A 20,483-nucleotide genomic window follows, 5' to 3' on the forward strand; every position below is an offset into this window, starting at 1 on the left:
GAAGCACTCCTTTAAATATATTCCTCTTACGTAGGACCATAATTTGTTAGAACAGCGATAATTACAAATATAATCGCTACAATTGACCAATAAATTACGAGTGGAAACGCAAATTTAAACCATTTTCCAAATGGAACTCCACCAATCGCAAGTACTGCCATAAGTGTTCCTGAAACTGGTGTAATCATATTAGTAATACCGTCACCCATTTTAAATGCGATGACTGCCGTCTGTCTTGTAACATGTAAAATATCTGCCAATGGCGTCATTAAAGGCATGACAACTGCTGCTTGACCACTACCTGAAGGAATTAATAAATTGAATAATAGGTTAAAAATAAACATTGCTACTGCACCAGTCATTGGTGACAGATGACTTAAAGGTACAAACACGCCGTTAACAATCGTGTCGATAAATTTCCCATCTTCCATAAGCACAGTCACACCACGTGCTACACCAATTACTAATGCGCCGAATAAAATATTTCGAGCCCCATCCATAAACGTTGCAACAAAATCATTCGGTTTCACTTTAGCAATGATTGCGGTAACAATCCCATCAATAATGAATAATGCTGCTAATTCTTCAACGCCCCATCCTTTTTGTAATGAGCCATATACAAAAATACCTATCGTTAAGAAAAAGCATAAGATGATCAATTGTTGTCTCCAAGTGAATGGAACGTCTCTATCCGGGTTATCTTGAATAATCTCATCAGAAAACTTCTTTTCACCCATAATACTTTTACTCGGATCTTTAGAAATCTTTCGAATATACATACACGTATAAATCAAAGTGACAATCATAAATGCAATGAACATATAAATTCTCATCATAGTTCCTGAGAAAATAGGTAATTTAGCAATCGTTTGAGCGACACCTAACGCAATTGGATCAAATATCGGTGCAACGGCCCCAACATAGTAACCTAAATAGACGATTGCGATACCTGCGATGGCATCCAATTTCAATTTCTTAGCTAAAATAATCCCCAATGGAATAAACGCAATAACTGCATTCGCACTCACACCAAAAGCATGAATAAAACCAAATACGATACCAATAACTACAATTAAAATGTATTTATTACCGCCAGACTTATCAATAAGTTTTGACACCGCAGCATTGAAAGTCCCCTGTTTTTCAATTACCGCTACGGCCCACCCATAATTAACACTAAAAATATTAAATCAGCGGTCTCAATCATTCCTTTAGGTATAGCCATAAAGAAATCTAAAATATTGAGATAAACATGATCAATATACTTGAAGCTATTAGCTACAACTTCATCATTTGAACCCTTTCTCGCAAATTCACCAGAAGGAATAATGAAACTTAATATCCATACGATGAATAAAAGGCCAAATAATATGACAAAAGTATTCGGCATTTTTAATTTTTGTTTCATAGCCTCGTTCCCCTTTGTTTTAGAAAGCGCTTTCAAAATTAATTGAAATAAAAACTACATAAAATTAATTTATGTAGCGTTTACTACTTATAAAGTTACCAGAATATTCAAATGATGTAAATAGTAAATATTAGTGAGGGTTTTTTGGGGTTGGTATGCGGAGCGAACTGACAGACATTACATAACTTTGAAATTTGCTAAACGCTTTGCAGCATTTTACAATTAACGTGAAATCGTTGGTCCTGATATTAATATTTATTGGAGTGAAATCAATGAATCATAAAATACAACAACTAGATGATATTATTAGAAATTCAGAAAATATCGCTTTCTTCACAGGGGCAGGTATTTCTGTCGCAAGCGGGATACCGGATTTCCGCTCAATCGGTGGTCTAAACGATGAAATCACTAAAAAAGGCTACTCACCTGAATATATATTAAGTTCCGATTATTTAGAAAGTGACCCAGAAGGCTTTATAGATTTTTGTCACCGATATTTATTATTCGCCGATAAAAAACCAAATACTGTACACCAATGGATTGCAGAACTTGAGAAGAAACATCAATCCAACGGTGTTATTACTCAAAATATAGATGGTCTACATTCTGATGCAGGTAGTCAAAACGTGGACGAGTTACATGGAACGTTAAATCAATTCTTCTGTCTCCATTGCCAACATAAATATACAAAACATGAAGTTATACAAAATCATTTACGCCATTGTGATAAATGCGGAAACCCTATTAGACCCGATATTGTCTTATATGGTGAAATGTTAAATCAAGGTACTATTTTTAATGCACTTCATAAATTAAAAACTGCAGACACACTCGTCGTTTTAGGGTCGTCGTTAATTGTTCAACCCGCAGCAGGACTCATTTCAAATTTTGAAGGAGAGAACTTAATTATTATTAATAAAGATACAACGCCTTACGATGATGATGCGACATTAGTCATTAACGACGATATGGTGTCAGCAATTGATTCCTTACGCAAGTCACAGTGAGGTCACTAAAACGGCAGTCTAACCTCAAATGAAAATTGACAATTATTACTGAATTTAAATATTGTTTTCCAATAAATGTTTAAAGTCCTGCTTTTGAGGAATAATAGTTATATATCATTTAAAGGAGGCATTTATTATGAGTAAATTTGACGAATTCAAAGAACAAGCAGAAGATAAAGCCGAAGAAATCAAAAATGACGAAGATAAACAAGAAGAACTTAAAGACAAAGCGAAAGACTTAAAAGACAAATTTTAATTAAAAGTCTATGATAAATAGTAAAGTGGCAAGAATGGTTAATTCCATTCTTGCCATTTTTTTATAATGCTAGACTGCATTTATTGTTAGTATTATCTTCAAATACCCTTACACGTTTTATGGAAGAAAATTAATTTGATTGAAGTTACTCTTCATATGTTTTTTCTTTAATGACATTACCATCAGCGTCTTTTTTAACAATTTTATTTTCTCCTTCTGTTGTAAAAGTACCTACGATTTCTGCGGTTCTTTTATCACGGTAGTTAACTAGCCATCCACCATCATCTTTTTGCTTTACATTATCAACTAAGTACTTATCTGTATCAATCGGTTGACCGTTAAATTCTGTAATTATTTGATAAATTTGTGATCGGTAATGTACCATAGTTACCGTGCTCTCATGTTCTTCATAACTTTTAGTTTCTCTTTATCTTCCGCAGGGCTTTGGTTCGAAATTTCGATTTTATTCGCTAATTCCGGTAAGGATGAATTATTTTTAAATTGCTTATATAAATCTTGTGTATTAAATTCTTTTCCTGTTCTCAAGAGTTGTTTGTAGTCTAGTCTACTTTGGGTACTAGCTGCAATTATTTTTTTATCACTGATACCGATGATAGACGTAAAATTACCAATAGATGGATAAACTTTGTAAAATTTCATACCTTGAGGTGCATTTACGACCGAATCCTCTTTTGACAACACGAGCTTATATAATTGTTTCTTTTCAGACTCACTACCATTTCTTACTGTGAAAACACCTGTTAAAACTTCGTCTCTCGACAACATGTGTTTTTCAGTGCCTTTCGCGAAAAATGCTAAAGCTAATTTAGTTTTATCGTCTAATTTCTGTTCATTTTCTTGTGAATTGTCATTTTTCTTATTTTCATTTTTTTGTGTCTCAGATTGATTACTTTCCTGTTTTGGTTTGTCTTGTTTATCCGTCGTAGCCTCTTGTTTTTCCTTATTATTATCATGCTTTTCTGTTTTTTCCCCATTACTACACGCCGTTAAAGTCATAGCCAAACTAAGTGAACCAAATGTTAATAAAAATTTGTTAATATTTTTCATTTTCTCCACCCCTTTTAAAATTTGAAAGTAATACAAATAAATTTAAAATATGTATTCCAATAACAATATATCATAAATATTGTGTTGTTTTATTCTTTTTTATAAATTATAAAAAAAGAGTAGGACAGAAATATAATTTTCTAATAGGGATTTCGTAGTCCTATTCCTGCAAGGATAATTATTATTGATATAAGAGCGTTTTTAATTAAGAGATTTACTGCCTAGTTGAAAAAAGTCTGAGACATCTATTTTTGTCTCAGACAGTTAAACTTTATATAAACTTGTAAAATTCATTTATTATTATGCCGTGCATGAAATATTTTTAAATTATGAATAAATTTATTCTCAAACATCATTTCTAAGTATATGATCAACCGCTTCTGCAACTTGTTTTGGCGACTGTGGATTTTGTCCTGTTACCAATCTATTATCCACTTTAACATAAGGCGTAAATGGAATTTTGGCTTTGCTATAACGTGCCTCACGTCGTTTAATTTCACTTTCTAACATAAATGGCACGATATTTTTACGATTTGCTAATACTTCTTCAATGTTTGAAAAGCCCGTGATTTCTCTTTTATCAATAAAATATCTACCATTTTTATCTTTTACATTTAATAAAGCCGCTATACCATGACAAACTGCAGCAACCACGCCGTCATGATTATATACTTCATTTACTGCATGTTGAATCGTGTCATTATTAGGAAAATCAAACATCACACCATGCCCACCAGTAAAATAAATCACATCATATTCTGTAGGATTTGCTTCTTCAATAGACTTAGAATTTCTTAATAATTCCATAAATGATTCATCATTGAAATACGCTTTCGTTACACTATCTAACATCAATGGTTTTAAACTAACAGGATCAATTGGCGTAGTGTCACCATCAATATTAAATAAATTAATTTCATGATTATAAGCATTAAAATAATCATAAAAATGAACAAGTTCTCCAAGCCAAAGACCTGTCGGTTTACTAGTACCTTCAAAATTATTCGTACTTGTATTAACAATCATAATTTTACTCATAATCCTAGTCTCCTTTAACTTATTTAAGTTATAAAAAGCTACATACCTAGAGAAAATTTAAAATACACATTTCTTCTTAAGATTTTCACTTAAATTATACATTAATGTGTGATTATAAACATTGAATTGGGTGTTTTACTAAAAGCTTCATTTTGATGATTATGATTAAACCCTATTCATAAGAGGTAAATAGTTTAACGATAGTTATAAGACACATTAATAAATAATGTCTCATGTTGTAATATGAAGATGGCTGTTTATAAAATTAAGATGTGAAATAATGGAAAGAATAGATAAAAAAGATGTCAGTATGACGGAATTATTCTTTGATTTAATATTCGTTTATGTTCTATCAACCATAAATCAAACTGTAGAAAGTATATCGGACAATTTAATGGCCTATGAAGATTTAGGAAAAAGTTTCATGCTATTTCTTGTGTTTTTCTCTATATGGATTTACAGAACACTTTTAGTAAATCGATTTTTTAACAAAAAATGGTATCAATACCTATTCGTATTTATAGATATGTATTTAATTATTATATTATCAAAAGCAATAAACGCAGAATTCCAACAAACCTTTAAACCGTTTGTTATCATGTCAACAATCATATATTTAAGTATCGTCATACAATATTACATGAACCACTTCCTTGATAATAAAGATGTTGAAGGAAAACTAGTGAAAACGTATACAACAGGATTAATACTAACAATTATTATTTCTATCATTTCACTATTTTTACCTGCACCGATTAACTTTTGGGTTTATTTTGTCGGAATATTAATAGTAGCTACATTTCCTTTATACTTTTACAAAATTTCACATAGAAATCCTGTATTTTTCAATCATTTAACTGAAAGATTAAGCTTACTAGTAATATTAATATTTGGCGAAGGTCTTGTATTATTAATTCAGAATATAAAATTGACAGATCTAGACATTAAATACGTATTTAGTTTCATATTCATCACTATATTATTTATTTTCTACACTTATCATTATAAAATGACCGACAAAAACACTACGAGTCAAACCGGGTTCCTAACGATTTACCTACATTTACTATTAATATTTTCATTAGACACCTTATTCTTGTTAATGAATAAATTTTTATCCCATGAAGAAGTGCATTCTACTGAAATATATGGATTTATCATTTTCTTCATCATATTTATTATTGGTGCCATCATTAACATTTACACGCATTTAGAAAGAGAGTAAGTTAACTTACTCTCTTTAATTTGAATTTTTTATGAAATTTTCGTAAATAAATAAATAATCTAAGTTCACCATAATCAATACATTATTGATTTATGGTTATATTTTAAATAGCCTTTAATAAAATCAAGTGACGTAAAAGTGATTTTTTTAGTAAAGGAATAGAAAATAAACCAATACCTATGAAAAATATAGTCAAAATTAATTGAAATACATTAAAATCTTGTATACCTGTTAAGACAAAAACAACAAAAATTAAAGGACTAAAAATCATTATTAATGAAATTCCATATGAAAGTATTAATATTCCACTTAAAAACAAAATAACTAAGGAAAATAGAAAAATATTAAAAACTAATGCTCCAAATAATGCAAAGAAATTTATTTTTTTCATATTTTTCACCTCTTCTTTTTCAAACACGGTATTTTCTACTAATTCATCTAAGGATAGACAATAAAGATTACTCAATTTTTGAATAACATAAATATTAGGTAATGTTTTACCTTGTTCCCACCGAGAAACAGTTTGCCTAGTTACATATAATTTTTTAGCTACTTCTGATTGAGTTAATCCACTTTCTTCTCGTGCCGATTTTAATTTTTTATACAACATATTCTTTTTCCTTATCTAGGATAATTTTATGATTACACAATAAGACGAAAATAAAAAGAAACAAACCTGTTACATCCGCGTTATATCAACAATGTCACAGGGTTATAACAAATAGTTGTAGTTTAGCAATCTTCGAATAAAACAAAACTTTTTTAATTTTGAAGTAGTTCAATCTTTTCTTATAAAGCATAAATACACATTTATTTCATTCAACCTTTACTTATAAATATTTTCCAGGAAATAAACTGTATCAAAAATATCTATATAAAAAGTAATTGTTTGTAATAATTTGCGTTGGTAGAATTATCATAGTCATGACCAATTTGGATAACGAACAAATATTTCTTTATAAAGTTAGTTACTGGAAAAAATCCTTTTGTGTAATTTGATAATTTATAGTAATATCATTATGGATAAAAAGTAGAAACATTTATAGAAAAGAAGGTTTAAATATATTATGAAGGAAAATTTTTGGCGTGAATTACCACGTCCATTTTTCATTTTGGCACCTATGGAAGACGTTACGAATATCGTCTTTCGTCACGTTGTGAGTGAAGCAGGTAGACCAGATGTGTTTTTCACTGAATTTACAAATACTGAGAGTTTCTGCCATCCTGAAGGTATTCATAGTGTACGCGGACGTCTAACGTTCAGTGAGGATGAACAGCCTATGGTGGCTCATATATGGGGAGACAAGCCAGAGCATTTTAGAGAAATGAGTATCGGCATGGCAGAGATGGGCTTTAAAGGTATTGATTTAAATATGGGTTGCCCAGTAGCTAATGTCGCAAGCAAAGGTAAAGGTTCTGGCCTGATTCTGCGACCTGAAACTGCAGCTGAAATCATTCAAGCTGCTAAAGCGGGAGGTCTACCGGTCAGTGTTAAAACACGTCTAGGTTATTATGAAATAGATGAGTGGAGAGATTGGCTGAAACACGTCTTCGAACAAGACATTGCAAACTTATCAATCCATCTCCGTACTAGAAAAGAGATGAGTAAAGTCGATGCACACTGGGAATTAATTGAAGCGATCAAAGAACTGCGTGACCAAATCGCACCAGATACGCTATTAACTATTAACGGTGATATCCCAGATAGACAAACAGGTCTTGAACTTGCTGAAAAATATGGCGTCGACGGTATCATGATTGGCAGAGGCATTTTTCATAATCCTTTTGCATTTGAAAAAGAACCTCGCGAACATACAAGTAAAGAACTATTAGGTTTATTGAGATTACATCTAGCATTATTCAACAAATATTCAAAAGATGAACCTCGCCTATACAAACCATTACGCAGATTCTTTAAAATCTATGTCCGTGGCATCAGAGGGGCTAGCGAACTACGACATCAACTGATGCAAACAAACACAACTGACGAAGCAGTCGCATTACTCGATGAATTTGAAGCCCAAATGGACGAACAAGAATCGTAATACAGTTTTTGAAACTTTTGTAATTTTGATGAGGGTGTGGGCAATAAAAAGAGGCATTAGCAAATAGCTAATGTCTCTTTTTAATTTATAAAATTGTTTTAGCAGCACATCTGTTTCTAGAGACGCCTAGAAATTATTATTTAATTGATGCAATAATAGTAAAATCCAAATTTTAGTTGTGCATCTACGAGAGAACCTTTTGCATAATAACCATCCTTTTCTTTCCCAACACAACCTATTAAAGGATTAGAAAGTAAATTTAACATATTATCGACTTCTTCAATTGTTATTTCTTTCTTTTTGAATTCATCTACATTTTTAATTAACATATAAATTTCACGCTGTGTAAGTGTTCCTTTTGTAAATTCATCATCACTATTTTCTATTAAAGTTTGGATAATCGATTTAAGCAATACACTGTATCTGTGCATTCTATTATAAGTACAATCTATAATACTTATATTCATAACTCCAACTTGATTAAATAATATTTTTTATTCGATCGCTTGTAAAGGATAAACCTGATGTCTGTAAAGATGTGATTTTTGTTTCAAACCACCGACCATAAAAGAAACAACAAATATTAATATAACGTATGAACAGAACGATCAATTAACGAATCCGTATGTTTCACCTGCTTGTGGTACTATAAACATATACTGTCAATGTTGATTTAAATGGGCGCAGACGAAATGTTATTAAGTGAGAGTAGAACTATCGCACTAAAGTTAATCAAAGCGGAGTACAAGCTCGGTTAATTATTTATCCTGGTTTGTTCTATACATTTTATGTACTTACACCTTGAATTTCCGAATCAAAACATACGTGGTCTAACACAGAGAATTTTATAAATTATACGAAGAGTAAAATTTTTGAGGAGTTCGATAAAATGAATGTAATAGATTTAAATGGGACTTGGATATTAAATAATCTAACAGGCAATAAATATTTACATGATATTCCGGTAACAATTCCTGGTACTGTCATAAGTGGCGCACTTGAAAACCGTTTAATCGATCATCCTTATTACGCAAATAATGAAAACCAAATTCAACATTTATTTAATTATGATTATAGTTTTTCTAGAACATTTACTATAGACACTAACGTATTAAGTAGTAATAAAATTGTATTAAGTTGTGACGGTCTTGATACCTTGGCGACAATTTTTATCAATAATCATAAAATCATAGAAACAAATAATATGTATCGTCACTATGACATTGATATCAAACCTTATGTAGTTAACGGTGAAAACACAATAGAAATTAAGTTCTCTTCACCTGTACAGTATTTAAAAAATATGGAACAACAAGGTTCGAATGATTTAGCTTATTTAAGAAAAGCACAATGCATGTTTGGATGGGATTGGGGCATTAAATTGCCTGATTCTGGCATATGGAAGTCCATTTCAATTCAATTTGGAAATGATGCAAATATTCCACAGCTTCAATTTAAGCAAACACATCATAAAGACACTGTTGAATTAAATGTCAGCTCTGATTCAGTCGTTACGCAAGACCTATCTTTAGTACTTACTTTATATGATCCTAATAAGAAACTGATAACCTCAGTCACTGTAAACGATGAGCAAATGCTAGAACACACATTCTTGATTGAGCACCCACATTTATGGTGGCCCATTGGCTATGGTGAGCAATCTTTATACACAGTAAACGTTACCTTGTATAAAGAAGATAAATTAATTGATTGTACAGATTATGCAATTGGCCTCAGAACCATTGAATTAAATCGCGAGAATGATCGCGACGGTTCTAAATTCGAATTTCTTATCAATAACACGCCTATTTTTATTAAAGGTACCAATATGATTATTGGTGATGCGATATTAAATCAGACACGTGCATATGATTTACCTGCTCAAATTAGAGATTGTGTAAATTCAAATATCAACTGTATACGTGTTTGGGGCGGGGCATACTACCCTTCAACTCAATTCTTTGATTTATGTAATCAATATGGCATTTTAGTCATTCAAGATTGTATGTTTACGAGTCAATCTTATCCAACCGATGCAGCGTTTTTAGAAAATATTACTGTTGAACTCACACAGAATATTAAACGTATTGCACATCATCCAAGTTTAATTTTATTATTTGGCAATAATGAAATCGACATGACCTACACGATGTTAACAAGTGATGATCCACTTACAAAAAATACACGTGCCTTCTTTGATGCACCTAAAATTACGGATGAACATATTAAAAGTTTAATGCAACGACGCTACAAGAAAATATTTATTGAATTAATACCTGATATTGTCCACAAGATCGCACCTCAAATACCTTATGCACATTCATCACCCAATACCAAATCTGAAAAAGATACACAATCCATTTTCGATTACGCACGAGACGGTGATTTTCATTATTATCTAGCATATGATGGGCAAGCACCTTACGAATCGATTCAAAATATAGATGCACGTTTTATTTCTGAAATGGGTTTCCAAAGTTATCCCAACATAAAAACCATTCGCACATTTGCAGATAAATCAGCACAATCACCAAATTCACCTATCATGTTGGCACATCAGAAGTGTAAAGATGGTAATGCTATTATCGATAACTATATGCAAACTGAATTTAAAAGGCCTCAAAATTTTACAGATTATGTATATCTGTCACAAGTGCTAGCAGCTATTGTAATGCAATATTCAATTGAACATTTCCGTTCAGAAAATGATTACTGTCGAGGTGTCCTTATTTGGCAGATGAATGATTGTTGGCCAACCATTTCATGGTCAGGCATAGATTACTTTGGTCGATGGAAGGCACAGCAATATTTAACCAAGCGTTTTTACGCTCCTATTTTACCCGTTGTCACTATTAAAAACCACACCGTTTCGATAACGGTCGCTAATGATTCACCATCGCCATTTCACGGTTCTTTAAAATGGTCACTTAAACAAAATAACCATACATTAGACACTTCAGTTATTGACGTATATGTGGATGTCCATCAACACAGTGAATACACACCATTGCAATTCCATAATTTAACTCAAGCACAATTAAAAGAAGTATATCTTGAATATACATTATATGAATCAAATTCTATCATAGCCACAGGTGTTAAGCTTTTTGTAACACCAAAAGCGTTCCAGTTTAAAACACCAGAAATTACGTATTCAATTGAAGAAAACAAGCAAGAATATATCATTCATTTGACTTCTACTCAAATGGCAAAATACGTCGAACTTGATCTAAATAAAGATGATTGTATATTCAGTGATAACTATTTTGATTTAACTCCTACGATGCCAAAAACAATCACTGTGGCTAAGCAATCACTGTCGACTTCATTAGATTTACATGCTTTTGAACAACAATTAAATATAAAGTCTTTAAATACCACACAACTTTAAAATTTTAATGATTGTACTTCTAAATACAAAATAGAGTGAGACTACGAAATCTTTATAAAAAACTCGATTCCTGTCTCACTCTCTTTTTAGTTTTATTTGTGATACGCCTCGCCCCTCATAATCTTAAATGCACGATAGATTTGTTCGATTAAGACGACGCGCATCATTTGGTGTGGGAAGGTCATTTTGCTGAATGAGAGTGCGTAGTTGCTGCGATTTAAGACGTCTTGATGCAGGCCGTTTGAGCCTCCAATAATAAATGTGAAGTCGCTTTGGCCGCGTGTCATTCTTCCTTCTAATTCTTTAGCAAGTCCTTCTGAAGTGAGCATGTTGCCTTTAATTTCTAAGGTAATGACTGTGGATTGTGGTTTGATTTTAGCGAGTAATCTCTGCCCTTCTTTTTCTTTTACTTGTTCGACTTCTTTATCGCTCATGTTTTCTGGGGCTTTTTCATCTGGAACTTCGACGATTTCTATTTTAGAGTATGCGCCTAAGCGTTTTTCATATTCTGCAATAGCTTGTTTCCAGTATTTCTCTTTAAGTTTACCTACTGAAAGGATTGTAATTTTCATTGTGACCTCCTATATATCAAAGTGGATAAATCCAATAACTTATCCACAGGTTATCAACTTATTAACAGTACTTTTCTCTATTATACCAATTATGCAGTGTTTTTATGAACAATAAATGGATATTATACACAGAAAAGAGTGTATAACTTGTGTTTATGTGGATAACTCTGTGTATAATGTGGGCATTTCCTTGTGTATTGTGCACAGTTTGGGATAACTATGAACAACTTAGTGGATAACTTACGTCCAATATACATACTTATTCACAATTCAAGTTTAATTACTCTAAACTTATATTCACGTACGAGTCCGTCTTACCTTCTTATAAGTTTATATTTATAATCCTGTGCATAAACTTTAACTATCATTAATGGGGGTGGGACAGAAATTGAATTTTCTAATAGAGATTTCACAGTCCCACTAATTCACAAAGAAGCTGAGACAACTATTCTTGCCTCAGCTTCATGAAATAAATTATTTTAATTATCCAACTCATTTAAAGTGTATATATTGGTGTTGCTTGTGCTTTGTCTGTATCGCATAACAAAATTTTTCTTTCCGTATCAATATCACGCTCATTAAGTACTTGACCGACGCTCATACGTGCTAAGTCTTTCATATTGTTGTCTTGTGATAGATGAGAAAGATAAATACGTTTTGTATTACCTGTAATTACATCAGCCATTGCATGTCCCGCATCTTCATTAGATACGTGTCCAACGTCGCTTAGTATACGTTGTTTCGTCTTCCAAGGGTATCTGCACATGCGTAACATATCGACGTCGTGGTTACTTTCAAAGATAAAGGCATCGCTGCCTTGGATCATTCCTTTCATTCGATCTGAAACGTAACCTGTATCGGTAATCATCGTAAACTTCTTATAATTGTTATGGAAAATGTAAAATTGTGGATCTATTGCGTCGTGTGAAACGTTAAATGATTCAACATCAAATCCTGCAATGGAATGCGTTTCATATGGATTAAAGATAAATTTCTGATCGATTGGAATTTTGTTATCTTTCTTTTCAATCGCTGTCCATGTTTTCTCATTCGCATAAATAGGCAGTCCATATTTTCGTGCCAGCACTCCTAAACCTTTAATATGGTCTGAGTGTTCGTGCGTAACGAGAATCCCATTTAATTCTTTGATTTGTTTGTCGATTTGGCCAAACAGTTCTTCCATTTTTTTCCCTGTTAAACCAACATCTACTAGTAAACTGCCTTTATCACTTTCTACATAAGTGGCGTTACCTGTACTACCACTTGCTAATACACTCATTTGTATCAAGCGATTCACCCTTTCTAATCTATAACATCGCCAGAACGCCTTTAAATCAAGCTTTTTCACTTAGCGTAAAGGTGTTCGTTTTATCGAAGGTAGTCTTCCGTTTGTGTGATGTAACTGTACCTTCAGTCTATATTTTTAAATTATTTCAATTATTTTTATCTAAAATAGTGTGTTTTATTTCACACGTTTGTCGTTAACAGTATTTAATTTTAACATACTTTCCACGTTGATGACTGTAAATTGGATTATTTCACCCAACTCAGTTTACAATTTTTAAATACTGCGTTAACCCCCCATCATTTTCAAATTCTACAAAAATAAGAGAGGTTTATCAGCTTATGTGTAATAGACTGATAAACCCCTCCAAGCACATTCAATTGGTTAATCTTTCTTATTAATCTTAGGGTTATTTGATGCCGCTTCGACGTAATATGTCGTAATCTTACCTTTATGATTGACTTTGATTTCCCAATTGGCTTGAAGCACTTGTACGTTAGGTTCTTCGACTACTGTATAATAGCCAAGACGCGCATTTCTGACTTCATCATTCCGCTTCAAGTAGCGGTTAAAGTATAATTGTTCGATAGCTTTTTTAGCGCTGTTTACTTGTTTTTTATCATTGTTCGCACCATTTGATGGTTTGATAGACTTCATCGCTGTTTGAGTATAACTTGAAGTCTTTCCATCGCTATCTACCTTAAACTTTAAACGTGCTTTGACATTGTCCATAATCGGATAATTATTATAAGTTTGTTCGAAAGTGACTTCATTATCGTCAATCTTACTGAGTTCATAATCATCGCCTTTGTAGACATTCTTTTGGATGTATGATTTTAAATCGCTGTATTGATCATTTCCTACATCAATCTCATCGCTAAGATTACCTTTGGCTGCTTCTCCTGATTTTGTACGTGTAACATCTGAATGAGATTTGGCAAAATTTGTGAAATCAAATGAACGTGCAGTGACTAATTGCATTTTTACGTTTTTAACGCTGGGTAGTTTATCAGGAATTTCAATGCCTTCTTGATGGAAGTTTACAGCATTTTCTTTACCGATATCGTTGATGTTAGATTTTTTAACTTTATCGATGTAAGTAAAGACCAACATGATGTTCACTAGAATAAATACAAAGATTAATAACGTTTTCGTCTTTTTCCAGTTCATTTATTCTAGCCTCCCATCATTGTATGCTCGCCATTTACCATCATATTCGACATACCATTCTGGTTTAAACTCACTGTTACTCTGCGTTTCATTATCACTATCTAATTGACTTTCCATCTTATAACCAATCGTCATGTCTGTTACCTTTTCAAAGTCAATATCATGGTTATTTGCTAATTCGGAACGCACTTTTTCAGCGCCTGGTAAGTTCACGTCATCGGCACCACTATCGATAGTGACGTTCGCTTTGATGAGTGTACGAGCGTAACTGAATAGGCCTCTTTCACTCCATGAAATATCAATACTATTCAAATTATCATTACTAAATGTTGGTCGCCCTTTAATAAACATTTGATAAGTAAGATTACCTTTTTTGTTGTCAGTTGAGAAAAGACGGAAATCATCAGTAAATCCACCATGTTTATTAATAAAGTCTACTGTACTCGGGATGGTCGTCTTCATATTTTTTATTCGATCTTGATTCTCTTTTAAATTAGTATAACGATATTTCTGGTTATTATCATTATAATTTGCAACACCTGTATTATTGTTGTAAGTTGTGTTACCACTGTTGGAACTTCTTACAACGACAGAATCGTCAAAGAGGATCGAATTCATACTTTCAACACCAATATTTTTATAAATCGTGTGATATGTTTTTAAGTTTTTAAGTTTGCTTGGTGCAAAAATATGCGTCGCTTTGTCTACTGAATCTTTATTTGTGATGATTTCAGTATAAGGTTGCATTTCTTTATGCTTTTCTTTTAATTTGTTATTAATTTGTTGGTCTTTGATGTTTGTTTTCATACGTACGACGTCATGTCGGTCTTCACTAATTGCGTATAATTTTATTTTACCGTTGTTGTAATTATCAATTAAGAGTCGATTAAATTTAAAGTTTTTAGGTACTTTCGCTTTGATATTCAATACCCTACCTAAATATGTTGATAATGGCATATCATATGAAAAATCAAGTACCAAAAAGTCATTACTTAAATCAGGAATAATGAGGTTATGGTTACTATGCATTTGATCTGATTTAAGTACTGTTTTATTTCTTAATGGTTTAATGATTGCATCGATATTATCATGCGTAGCAATTAAACCTTTCGTTTCGTCCTTATTTGAATGAACGATCTGATATGGAGTGATGACTTGATTTGTTGCATGGTCTTTAGGGTTACCAATGTGTCGTGCTTTGGTTTCTTTATCACTATCGTTTTCACTTTTAATATCTGTAGTTAAATTCGGTGAAAAGTTCCAAGTCTTATACGTCAATATGATACTCATCAATACTAATAGCAATAGGATGATTGACTTAATAAAATCTTTACTCCGCATCCCAATCACCATCTTCTATTATCTCAATCGGTAATGTAATAAAGATTGAGGTACCTTGACCTTCCACACTGTTAGCCCAAATACGACCATTGTGTGCTTCTACAATTTCTTTAGAAATCGCTAAACCTAATCCAGTACCACCCATTTTACGTGTACGTGCTTTATCTACACGGTAGAAGCGATCAAAAATCTTCTCTACTTTATTAATCGGGATACCGATACCATTATCTTTCACGCGTATCGTCATACGATTATATAATGCGTTTTGTTTCACGTGAAACTCAACACGTTTATCACCACGAGAATATTTCATCGCGTTTGTAATAACGTTATCAAACACTTGTGTCATCTTATCTGGATCAATTTCTGTAAAGATGGCTTGTTCTGGCATTTCTCGTACAAATGTCGTATCTTTCGCTGACATTTCGTGACGATCGATAATTTTATTGATAAAGCGATTAAAATCGACAATTTCTTTTGTGATTTGTTCAGATTCGTTGTCCATTTTAGAAAGTTGTAATAAATCATTCACGAGTCGAATCATGCGGACAGTTTCTTCTCTCGTAACGGACAAGAATTTAGGGGCTAAGCTTTCATCTTTCCAAGCGCCTTCTTCTAAGGCTTCGATATAACTATTCATAGATGTAAGCGGTGTACGTAGCTCATGTGAAACGTTGGCAACGAATTCTCGACGTTCACGTTCAACTTGTTGTTGCTCAGTAACATCGTGTAACACGGCAATATAACCTGTAACGAAGCCTGTTTCTTGTACGATTGTACTGAAATTAACACGTGCAATAATGCCTTCCGTCTCATTGATGTCTAACAGGAAGCTATCGTTGTTCTCTTGTATTTCATCTAAAGAGAAATCATCTTCCAGTTTAAGAAGTTTCAACATATGTTTACCAACGATTTCTTCTTTAATAGTACCCATCATCGTCAGTGCCATTTCGTTTACGATACGCACACGACCTCGTCTATCTGTTGCGATAATACCATCACTCATGTGTGTGATTACGGAATCTAGTCTACGTTTCTCACTTTCAGTATTCGCTTGTGCTTCTTGAACACGTTTAGATAGGTTATTAAAGGCAAGTGCGAGCTCACCAATTTCATCGTTTCCGTAAATCTTCACACGTTGTGTATAGTTACCTTTAGACATCTCTGAAGTTTGGTTTCTCATATCAGTAATAGGTTTCGTGATTGTTCTTGCGATAAAGAAACCTAATATTACAGTAATTAATAATGAAATACCTGTACCTACAATAAAGATTCGGTTAATATCACTCAATTGATTATAAACACTATTAATATCTGCTTCTATGTAAATATCGCCAATTGTTTTATTGTTTGAAGTTTTAACCGGTAAATTATAAATCCATACACGTTTTTTACCATTACCGTAATCTTTTAATACAGTGTGACTATTCGCCTCACCTATAGATAATGATTTTTGTACTGAATTATCGTTCGTTTTTTGACCAATTAAACTACGTGTAGCCTGCTTTGAAGTTGCCATTATGATTTGGTCATTATTCACAAACCGGATTTCTTCAATTTCTTGTCTGTTGGCATATTCACTTAATAAGTTTTGTACTGCTTTTTGAGTGTTACCTTGCTTTTTCTTATCGTACGTTTTTTCAATATTAATCTCTATCTGCTTCGCATATTGTTGAATATTACTCTTAAAAGTTGAAGTTAATTCTTCTTCAAGTTTATTGGTAAAGTAAGAACCGATAATTTGCATACCGATAATAATCAGTAACACGTAGACGATAACGAGTTTCGTGTGTAAAGATTGAAGTTGCTTAAGCCATTTCATCGAAAATAGCCTCTAATCATGCTGTTGTAAAAAATATCCGACACCGCGTCGTGTCACAATATATTCAGGATGTGAAGGATCGTCTTCAATTTTTTCACGTAACCGTCTAATTGTTACATCTACTGTACGTACATCACCAAAATAATCATAACCCCAAACAGTTTGTAATAAATGTTCACGTGTCATTACTTGCCCCATATGTTTTGATAAATAATGGAACAATTCAAATTCTCTATGTGTTAATTCTATTTCTTCGCCACGCTTTTTAATTGAATAAGCATCAGGATAAATCACAATATCTTTAATAATAATTTCGTTTGTACCTTCTTCAACCTCTTGGGCTGGTTGTGAATAATGACGACGTAAGTTTGCTTTCACACGTGCAATAAGTTCACGTGTACTAAATGGTTTCGTTACGTAATCATCTGCACCTAATTCTAAACCTAACACTTTATCAATTTCAGAGTCTTTTGCTGTTAACATGATAATCGGCATTTCGAATTTTTTACGTACTTCGCGACATACTTCCATACCATCACGACCTGGTAACATGATGTCTAATAATACGATGTCTGGTTCTTCATCGTAAATTAAATCTACAGCATCATTTCCATCATATGCACAAAATACTTCATAACCTTCTTTTTTCAGGTTGAATTCTAAAATATCAGCAATTGGTTTTTCATCATCGACTACAACAATTTTTCTAGCCATTATTAAACCTCATTTCTTCATTATCTTACTTTTCATTTAAGAATCTACATGTTCCCTTATCCTATAATTTACCATTTATACATGCCTAATTCTATCTTTGTAAATAAAAAGTTATAATACTGGATTATATTATAATATCACTTCTATTATCATATCGTAACTTATTTGATATGTCTTTTAATAATAAGTGATGATAGAGTTCTTTTTAGTATAAATAATATACTCTTTTTCGGCAAAATAAAAAGAGTAGGACAGAAATCGCATTTTCTAATAGAGATTTCATTGTCCCACCCCTGCAATGATAACGATGATTGGTAGAGCTTAATATAAGCGCGACGTCTACTGCCTAATTAACAAAAAATCTGAGCTATCTATTTGAGTCTCAGATTCTTAACAAGATCACGCTATTTTCTCGCATAAAAAATGCCCATCCTCTTGGATGGGCAATACGGTCCCGACGGGAATCGAACCCGCGATCTCCTGCGTGACAGGCAGGCGTGTTAACCGCTACACTACGGGACCTAAGATGGTGACTCCTACGGGACTCGAACCCGTGTTACCGCCGTGAAAGGGCGGTGTCTTAACCGCTTGACCAAGGAGCCTCTCTTAAGCACAAAATAAATTATATCAACTCTCTATATCGATGACAAGCTCTTTTTTTAATGTTTTTAGTATATTTTTCCTCTTTTGTTGTACAAAGTAAGTAAACTTTTGAAAATGGTTAAAATTATTAAAAAAGATAAATGTTAAGTCAATAAAATGAACCTTTCTTTTAACAATTCAACGATGCAATAAGCATTTAAATATTTTTTATATTAATCGTTGTTTGATAGCATGAATGGACATACATAATAGGAGGTTAAACAGTTGTCTAAAATATTATTCGTTAATCCTGGTTCAACAGGACATCTCAACCCAACCATCGCTTTATGTAAAGCATTAGTCGAACGCGGAGAAGAGATTGTGTATTATGCAAGTGATCAATACAAAGATAAGTTCAATCATATTGATATGGAAGTTCGAACGCTTCCTACGCAACCTATCATAGAAGCATTCACAACATTTAAGCCAAATAATTTGTACAATGTTATTAATGGACTGTTAAATACCGTAGACCACATTGTTCCGCAAATTTTAGAAGAAATTCAAGATGAACAGTATGATTATTTAATCTATGATTCAATGTTCGGTTGTGGCAATATTATTTCTCAAAAGTTAAACATACCTACTATTGCGTCAGTTACTTCGTTTGCACATACTAAACAAACCTTTGACTTTCTATTAAATAAATTTGCAGAGATACTTTCTGAAGATGAATTAAAACAAGCAGATAAAAATTTCAATAAATTAAAAGAAGCAGTTGAAACTAAATATGACGTTCGTGTGCCTAATCGGTTTGAAGTTATGCATAACCCCGGTGATTTAAACTTGTCTTATGTTATGGAGAACTTCCAAATTAACAAAGAACTGTTCGATTCAGATAGATATTACTTTGCAGGTCCGTCTGTTAAGAAACCACAACCGTCAGAATTTGTACAAAATTTAGATACTTCGAAACCATTAATTTATATTTCGCTCGGCACAGTATTTAACAAAAATATTGGTTTTTTCAATAAATGTATTCAAGCGCTTAAAGATTTAAATATCACTGTAGTCACTTCTGTAGGCGAGGATAAACAACTTGAAGATTTTGATAAAATACCTAATAACTTTATCCTAAAGTCTTATGTGCCTCAAATGGAAGTATTAGAACATACTTCTCTATTTATTACACATGCAGGGATGAATAGTACAAACGAAGCTATTTTATCAGGGGTTCCGATGATTGCAATGCCACAGAGTGCAGATCAACCTGTTGTGGCTCAACAAATTGAAAATTTAAACTTAGGTATTCAGTTAAATTCTGAAGCAGTCACACCTACCGATATAAAGGAAGCGGTAAAGACAATGTTAGACAAACAAGACGAATATAAGCGTAATATAAGTAAGATTATAGATAACAAACAACAACAGAAACCTGGATTTGAATTAGCAGCGGATCGTGTAATTGCTTTCCGCGATGCACATTGTAAGTCTTAATATAAGAAAAAACCTTGTAGTCTAAACCTGAATTGGTCTAGCTACAAGGTCTTTTATTTAGT

Annotated in this window: 18 protein-coding genes and 2 tRNA genes; 5 read left to right on the plus strand and 15 right to left on the minus strand. The window is 32.6% G+C overall.

Features of this window, described 5'->3' with window-relative positions; all coding sequences use genetic code 11:
- Nucleotides 1-26: 26 nt before the first annotated feature.
- Together QQM35_RS03065 and QQM35_RS03070 are read right to left on the minus strand one after the other, a co-directional pair.
- Nucleotides 27-1,118 carry a YfcC family protein gene (locus QQM35_RS03065; protein WP_342610498.1) on the minus strand — a complete coding sequence of 364 codons (1,092 nt, stop codon included), beginning with the start codon at nucleotides 1,116-1,118 and terminating at the stop codon, nucleotides 27-29.
- Between the two features lie 35 nt (nucleotides 1,119-1,153).
- Nucleotides 1,154-1,408: a hypothetical protein gene (locus tag QQM35_RS03070; RefSeq protein ID WP_342610499.1), complete on the minus strand. Its 255-nt coding sequence runs from the start codon at nucleotides 1,406-1,408 to the stop codon at nucleotides 1,154-1,156.
- A gap of 272 nt (nucleotides 1,409-1,680) precedes the next feature.
- Here QQM35_RS03070 and QQM35_RS03075 point away from each other — a divergent pair, with 272 nt between their 5' ends.
- Nucleotides 1,681-2,415 carry an NAD-dependent protein deacylase gene (locus QQM35_RS03075; protein WP_251521709.1) on the plus strand — a complete coding sequence of 245 codons (735 nt, stop codon included), beginning with the start codon at nucleotides 1,681-1,683 and terminating at the stop codon, nucleotides 2,413-2,415.
- A 401-nt stretch (nucleotides 2,416-2,816) separates the two neighbouring features.
- Here QQM35_RS03075 and QQM35_RS03080 read toward each other — a convergent pair whose 3' ends face one another.
- The 3 genes from QQM35_RS03080 to QQM35_RS03090 all read right to left on the minus strand — a co-directional run bounded on the left by QQM35_RS03080 (nucleotide 2,817) and on the right by QQM35_RS03090 (nucleotide 4,777).
- On the minus strand, nucleotides 2,817-3,056 hold the full coding sequence (locus tag QQM35_RS03080; RefSeq protein ID WP_251521707.1) for a hypothetical protein: 240 nt from the start codon (nucleotides 3,054-3,056) through the stop codon (nucleotides 2,817-2,819).
- Nucleotides 3,057-3,058: 2 nt separating this feature from the next.
- Nucleotides 3,059-3,739: a hypothetical protein gene (locus QQM35_RS03085; protein WP_251521704.1), complete on the minus strand. Its 681-nt coding sequence runs from the start codon at nucleotides 3,737-3,739 to the stop codon at nucleotides 3,059-3,061.
- Nucleotides 3,740-4,084: 345 nt separating this feature from the next.
- Nucleotides 4,085-4,777 (minus strand): type 1 glutamine amidotransferase domain-containing protein, encoded by a 693-nt coding sequence (locus QQM35_RS03090; protein ID WP_251521701.1) that lies wholly within the window; start codon nucleotides 4,775-4,777, stop codon nucleotides 4,085-4,087.
- Between the two features lie 280 nt (nucleotides 4,778-5,057).
- Here QQM35_RS03090 and QQM35_RS03095 point away from each other — a divergent pair, with 280 nt between their 5' ends.
- Nucleotides 5,058-6,002: a low temperature requirement protein A gene (locus QQM35_RS03095; protein WP_251521698.1), complete on the plus strand. Its 945-nt coding sequence runs from the start codon at nucleotides 5,058-5,060 to the stop codon at nucleotides 6,000-6,002.
- Between the two features lie 103 nt (nucleotides 6,003-6,105).
- Here the strand turns inward: QQM35_RS03095 and QQM35_RS03100 are convergent, their stop codons facing one another.
- On the minus strand, nucleotides 6,106-6,612 hold the full coding sequence (locus QQM35_RS03100) for a helix-turn-helix transcriptional regulator (RefSeq protein WP_251521694.1): 507 nt from the start codon (nucleotides 6,610-6,612) through the stop codon (nucleotides 6,106-6,108).
- Between the two features lie 457 nt (nucleotides 6,613-7,069).
- On the opposite strand from QQM35_RS03100, the gene QQM35_RS03105 reads away from it, so the two are divergent.
- Nucleotides 7,070-8,047: a tRNA dihydrouridine synthase gene (locus QQM35_RS03105; protein ID WP_251521691.1), complete on the plus strand. Its 978-nt coding sequence runs from the start codon at nucleotides 7,070-7,072 to the stop codon at nucleotides 8,045-8,047.
- A gap of 140 nt (nucleotides 8,048-8,187) precedes the next feature.
- Here QQM35_RS03105 and QQM35_RS03110 read toward each other — a convergent pair whose 3' ends face one another.
- The gene (locus tag QQM35_RS03110) at nucleotides 8,188-8,460 is read right to left on the minus strand and encodes a hypothetical protein (protein WP_342610500.1); all 273 of its coding nucleotides are present in this window, start codon (nucleotides 8,458-8,460) and stop codon (nucleotides 8,188-8,190) included.
- A gap of 476 nt (nucleotides 8,461-8,936) precedes the next feature.
- On the opposite strand from QQM35_RS03110, the gene QQM35_RS03115 reads away from it, so the two are divergent.
- Nucleotides 8,937-11,438, plus strand: coding sequence for a beta-mannosidase (locus QQM35_RS03115; RefSeq protein WP_251521685.1), 2,502 nt, complete (start codon nucleotides 8,937-8,939; stop codon nucleotides 11,436-11,438).
- Between the two features lie 92 nt (nucleotides 11,439-11,530).
- Here the strand turns inward: QQM35_RS03115 and rlmH are convergent, their stop codons facing one another.
- The 8 genes from rlmH to QQM35_RS03155 all read right to left on the minus strand — a co-directional run bounded on the left by rlmH (nucleotide 11,531) and on the right by QQM35_RS03155 (nucleotide 18,944).
- On the minus strand, nucleotides 11,531-12,010 hold the full coding sequence (gene rlmH, locus QQM35_RS03120; protein WP_251521682.1) for a 23S rRNA (pseudouridine(1915)-N(3))-methyltransferase RlmH: 480 nt from the start codon (nucleotides 12,008-12,010) through the stop codon (nucleotides 11,531-11,533).
- Nucleotides 12,011-12,506: 496 nt separating this feature from the next.
- A complete protein-coding gene (locus tag QQM35_RS03125; protein ID WP_251521679.1) occupies nucleotides 12,507-13,307 on the minus strand; it encodes an MBL fold metallo-hydrolase in 801 nt (266 codons plus the stop codon).
- Between the two features lie 372 nt (nucleotides 13,308-13,679).
- Nucleotides 13,680-14,465, minus strand: coding sequence for a two-component system regulatory protein YycI (locus tag QQM35_RS03130; protein WP_251521676.1), 786 nt, complete (start codon nucleotides 14,463-14,465; stop codon nucleotides 13,680-13,682).
- On the minus strand, nucleotides 14,466-15,806 hold the full coding sequence (locus tag QQM35_RS03135; protein ID WP_251521673.1) for a YycH family regulatory protein: 1,341 nt from the start codon (nucleotides 15,804-15,806) through the stop codon (nucleotides 14,466-14,468).
- Nucleotides 15,796-17,628 (minus strand): cell wall metabolism sensor histidine kinase WalK, encoded by a 1,833-nt coding sequence (walK, locus tag QQM35_RS03140; RefSeq protein ID WP_251521663.1) that lies wholly within the window; start codon nucleotides 17,626-17,628, stop codon nucleotides 15,796-15,798. Before walK ends, QQM35_RS03135 begins: the two co-directional genes overlap by 11 nt.
- A 12-nt stretch (nucleotides 17,629-17,640) precedes the next feature.
- On the minus strand, nucleotides 17,641-18,342 hold the full coding sequence (gene yycF, locus QQM35_RS03145; protein ID WP_251521661.1) for a response regulator YycF: 702 nt from the start codon (nucleotides 18,340-18,342) through the stop codon (nucleotides 17,641-17,643).
- A 449-nt stretch (nucleotides 18,343-18,791) separates the two neighbouring features.
- Nucleotides 18,792-18,864 (minus strand) — tRNA-Asp (locus QQM35_RS03150).
- 5 nt (nucleotides 18,865-18,869) lie between these two features.
- Nucleotides 18,870-18,944: transfer RNA gene (locus QQM35_RS03155), tRNA-Glu, on the minus strand.
- 265 nt (nucleotides 18,945-19,209) lie between these two features.
- On the opposite strand from QQM35_RS03155, the gene QQM35_RS03160 reads away from it, so the two are divergent.
- Nucleotides 19,210-20,421 (plus strand): macrolide family glycosyltransferase, encoded by a 1,212-nt coding sequence (locus QQM35_RS03160; RefSeq protein ID WP_251521659.1) that lies wholly within the window; start codon nucleotides 19,210-19,212, stop codon nucleotides 20,419-20,421.
- Nucleotides 20,422-20,483 lie beyond the last annotated feature (62 nt).

Source organism: Staphylococcus hsinchuensis, assembly GCF_038789205.1.
In the GTDB taxonomy this organism is placed as follows: domain Bacteria; phylum Bacillota; class Bacilli; order Staphylococcales; family Staphylococcaceae; genus Staphylococcus; species Staphylococcus hsinchuensis.

Bases quoted from the DNA above. Each gene is read 5' to 3' on its own strand.
- QQM35_RS03100 (WP_251521694.1), bottom strand. From the start codon at position 6,612: ATGTTGTATAAAAAATTAAAATCGGCACGAGAAGAAAGTGGATTAACT.
- QQM35_RS03080 (WP_251521707.1), bottom strand. From the start codon at position 3,056: ATGGTACATTACCGATCACAAATTTATCAAATAATTACAGAATTTAAC.
- QQM35_RS03075 (WP_251521709.1), top strand. From the start codon at position 1,681: ATGAATCATAAAATACAACAACTAGATGATATTATTAGAAATTCAGAA.
- QQM35_RS03070 (WP_342610499.1), bottom strand. From the start codon at position 1,408: ATGAAACAAAAATTAAAAATGCCGAATACTTTTGTCATATTATTTGGC.
- QQM35_RS03115 (WP_251521685.1), top strand. From the start codon at position 8,937: ATGAATGTAATAGATTTAAATGGGACTTGGATATTAAATAATCTAACA.
- QQM35_RS03105 (WP_251521691.1), top strand. From the start codon at position 7,070: ATGAAGGAAAATTTTTGGCGTGAATTACCACGTCCATTTTTCATTTTG.
- QQM35_RS03135 (WP_251521673.1), bottom strand. From the start codon at position 15,806: ATGCGGAGTAAAGATTTTATTAAGTCAATCATCCTATTGCTATTAGTA.
- walK (WP_251521663.1), bottom strand. From the start codon at position 17,628: ATGAAATGGCTTAAGCAACTTCAATCTTTACACACGAAACTCGTTATC.
- QQM35_RS03085 (WP_251521704.1), bottom strand. From the start codon at position 3,739: ATGAAAAATATTAACAAATTTTTATTAACATTTGGTTCACTTAGTTTG.
- yycF (WP_251521661.1), bottom strand. From the start codon at position 18,342: ATGGCTAGAAAAATTGTTGTAGTCGATGATGAAAAACCAATTGCTGAT.
- rlmH (WP_251521682.1), bottom strand. From the start codon at position 12,010: ATGAAAATTACAATCCTTTCAGTAGGTAAACTTAAAGAGAAATACTGG.
- QQM35_RS03095 (WP_251521698.1), top strand. From the start codon at position 5,058: ATGGAAAGAATAGATAAAAAAGATGTCAGTATGACGGAATTATTCTTT.
- QQM35_RS03090 (WP_251521701.1), bottom strand. From the start codon at position 4,777: ATGAGTAAAATTATGATTGTTAATACAAGTACGAATAATTTTGAAGGT.
- QQM35_RS03130 (WP_251521676.1), bottom strand. From the start codon at position 14,465: ATGAACTGGAAAAAGACGAAAACGTTATTAATCTTTGTATTTATTCTA.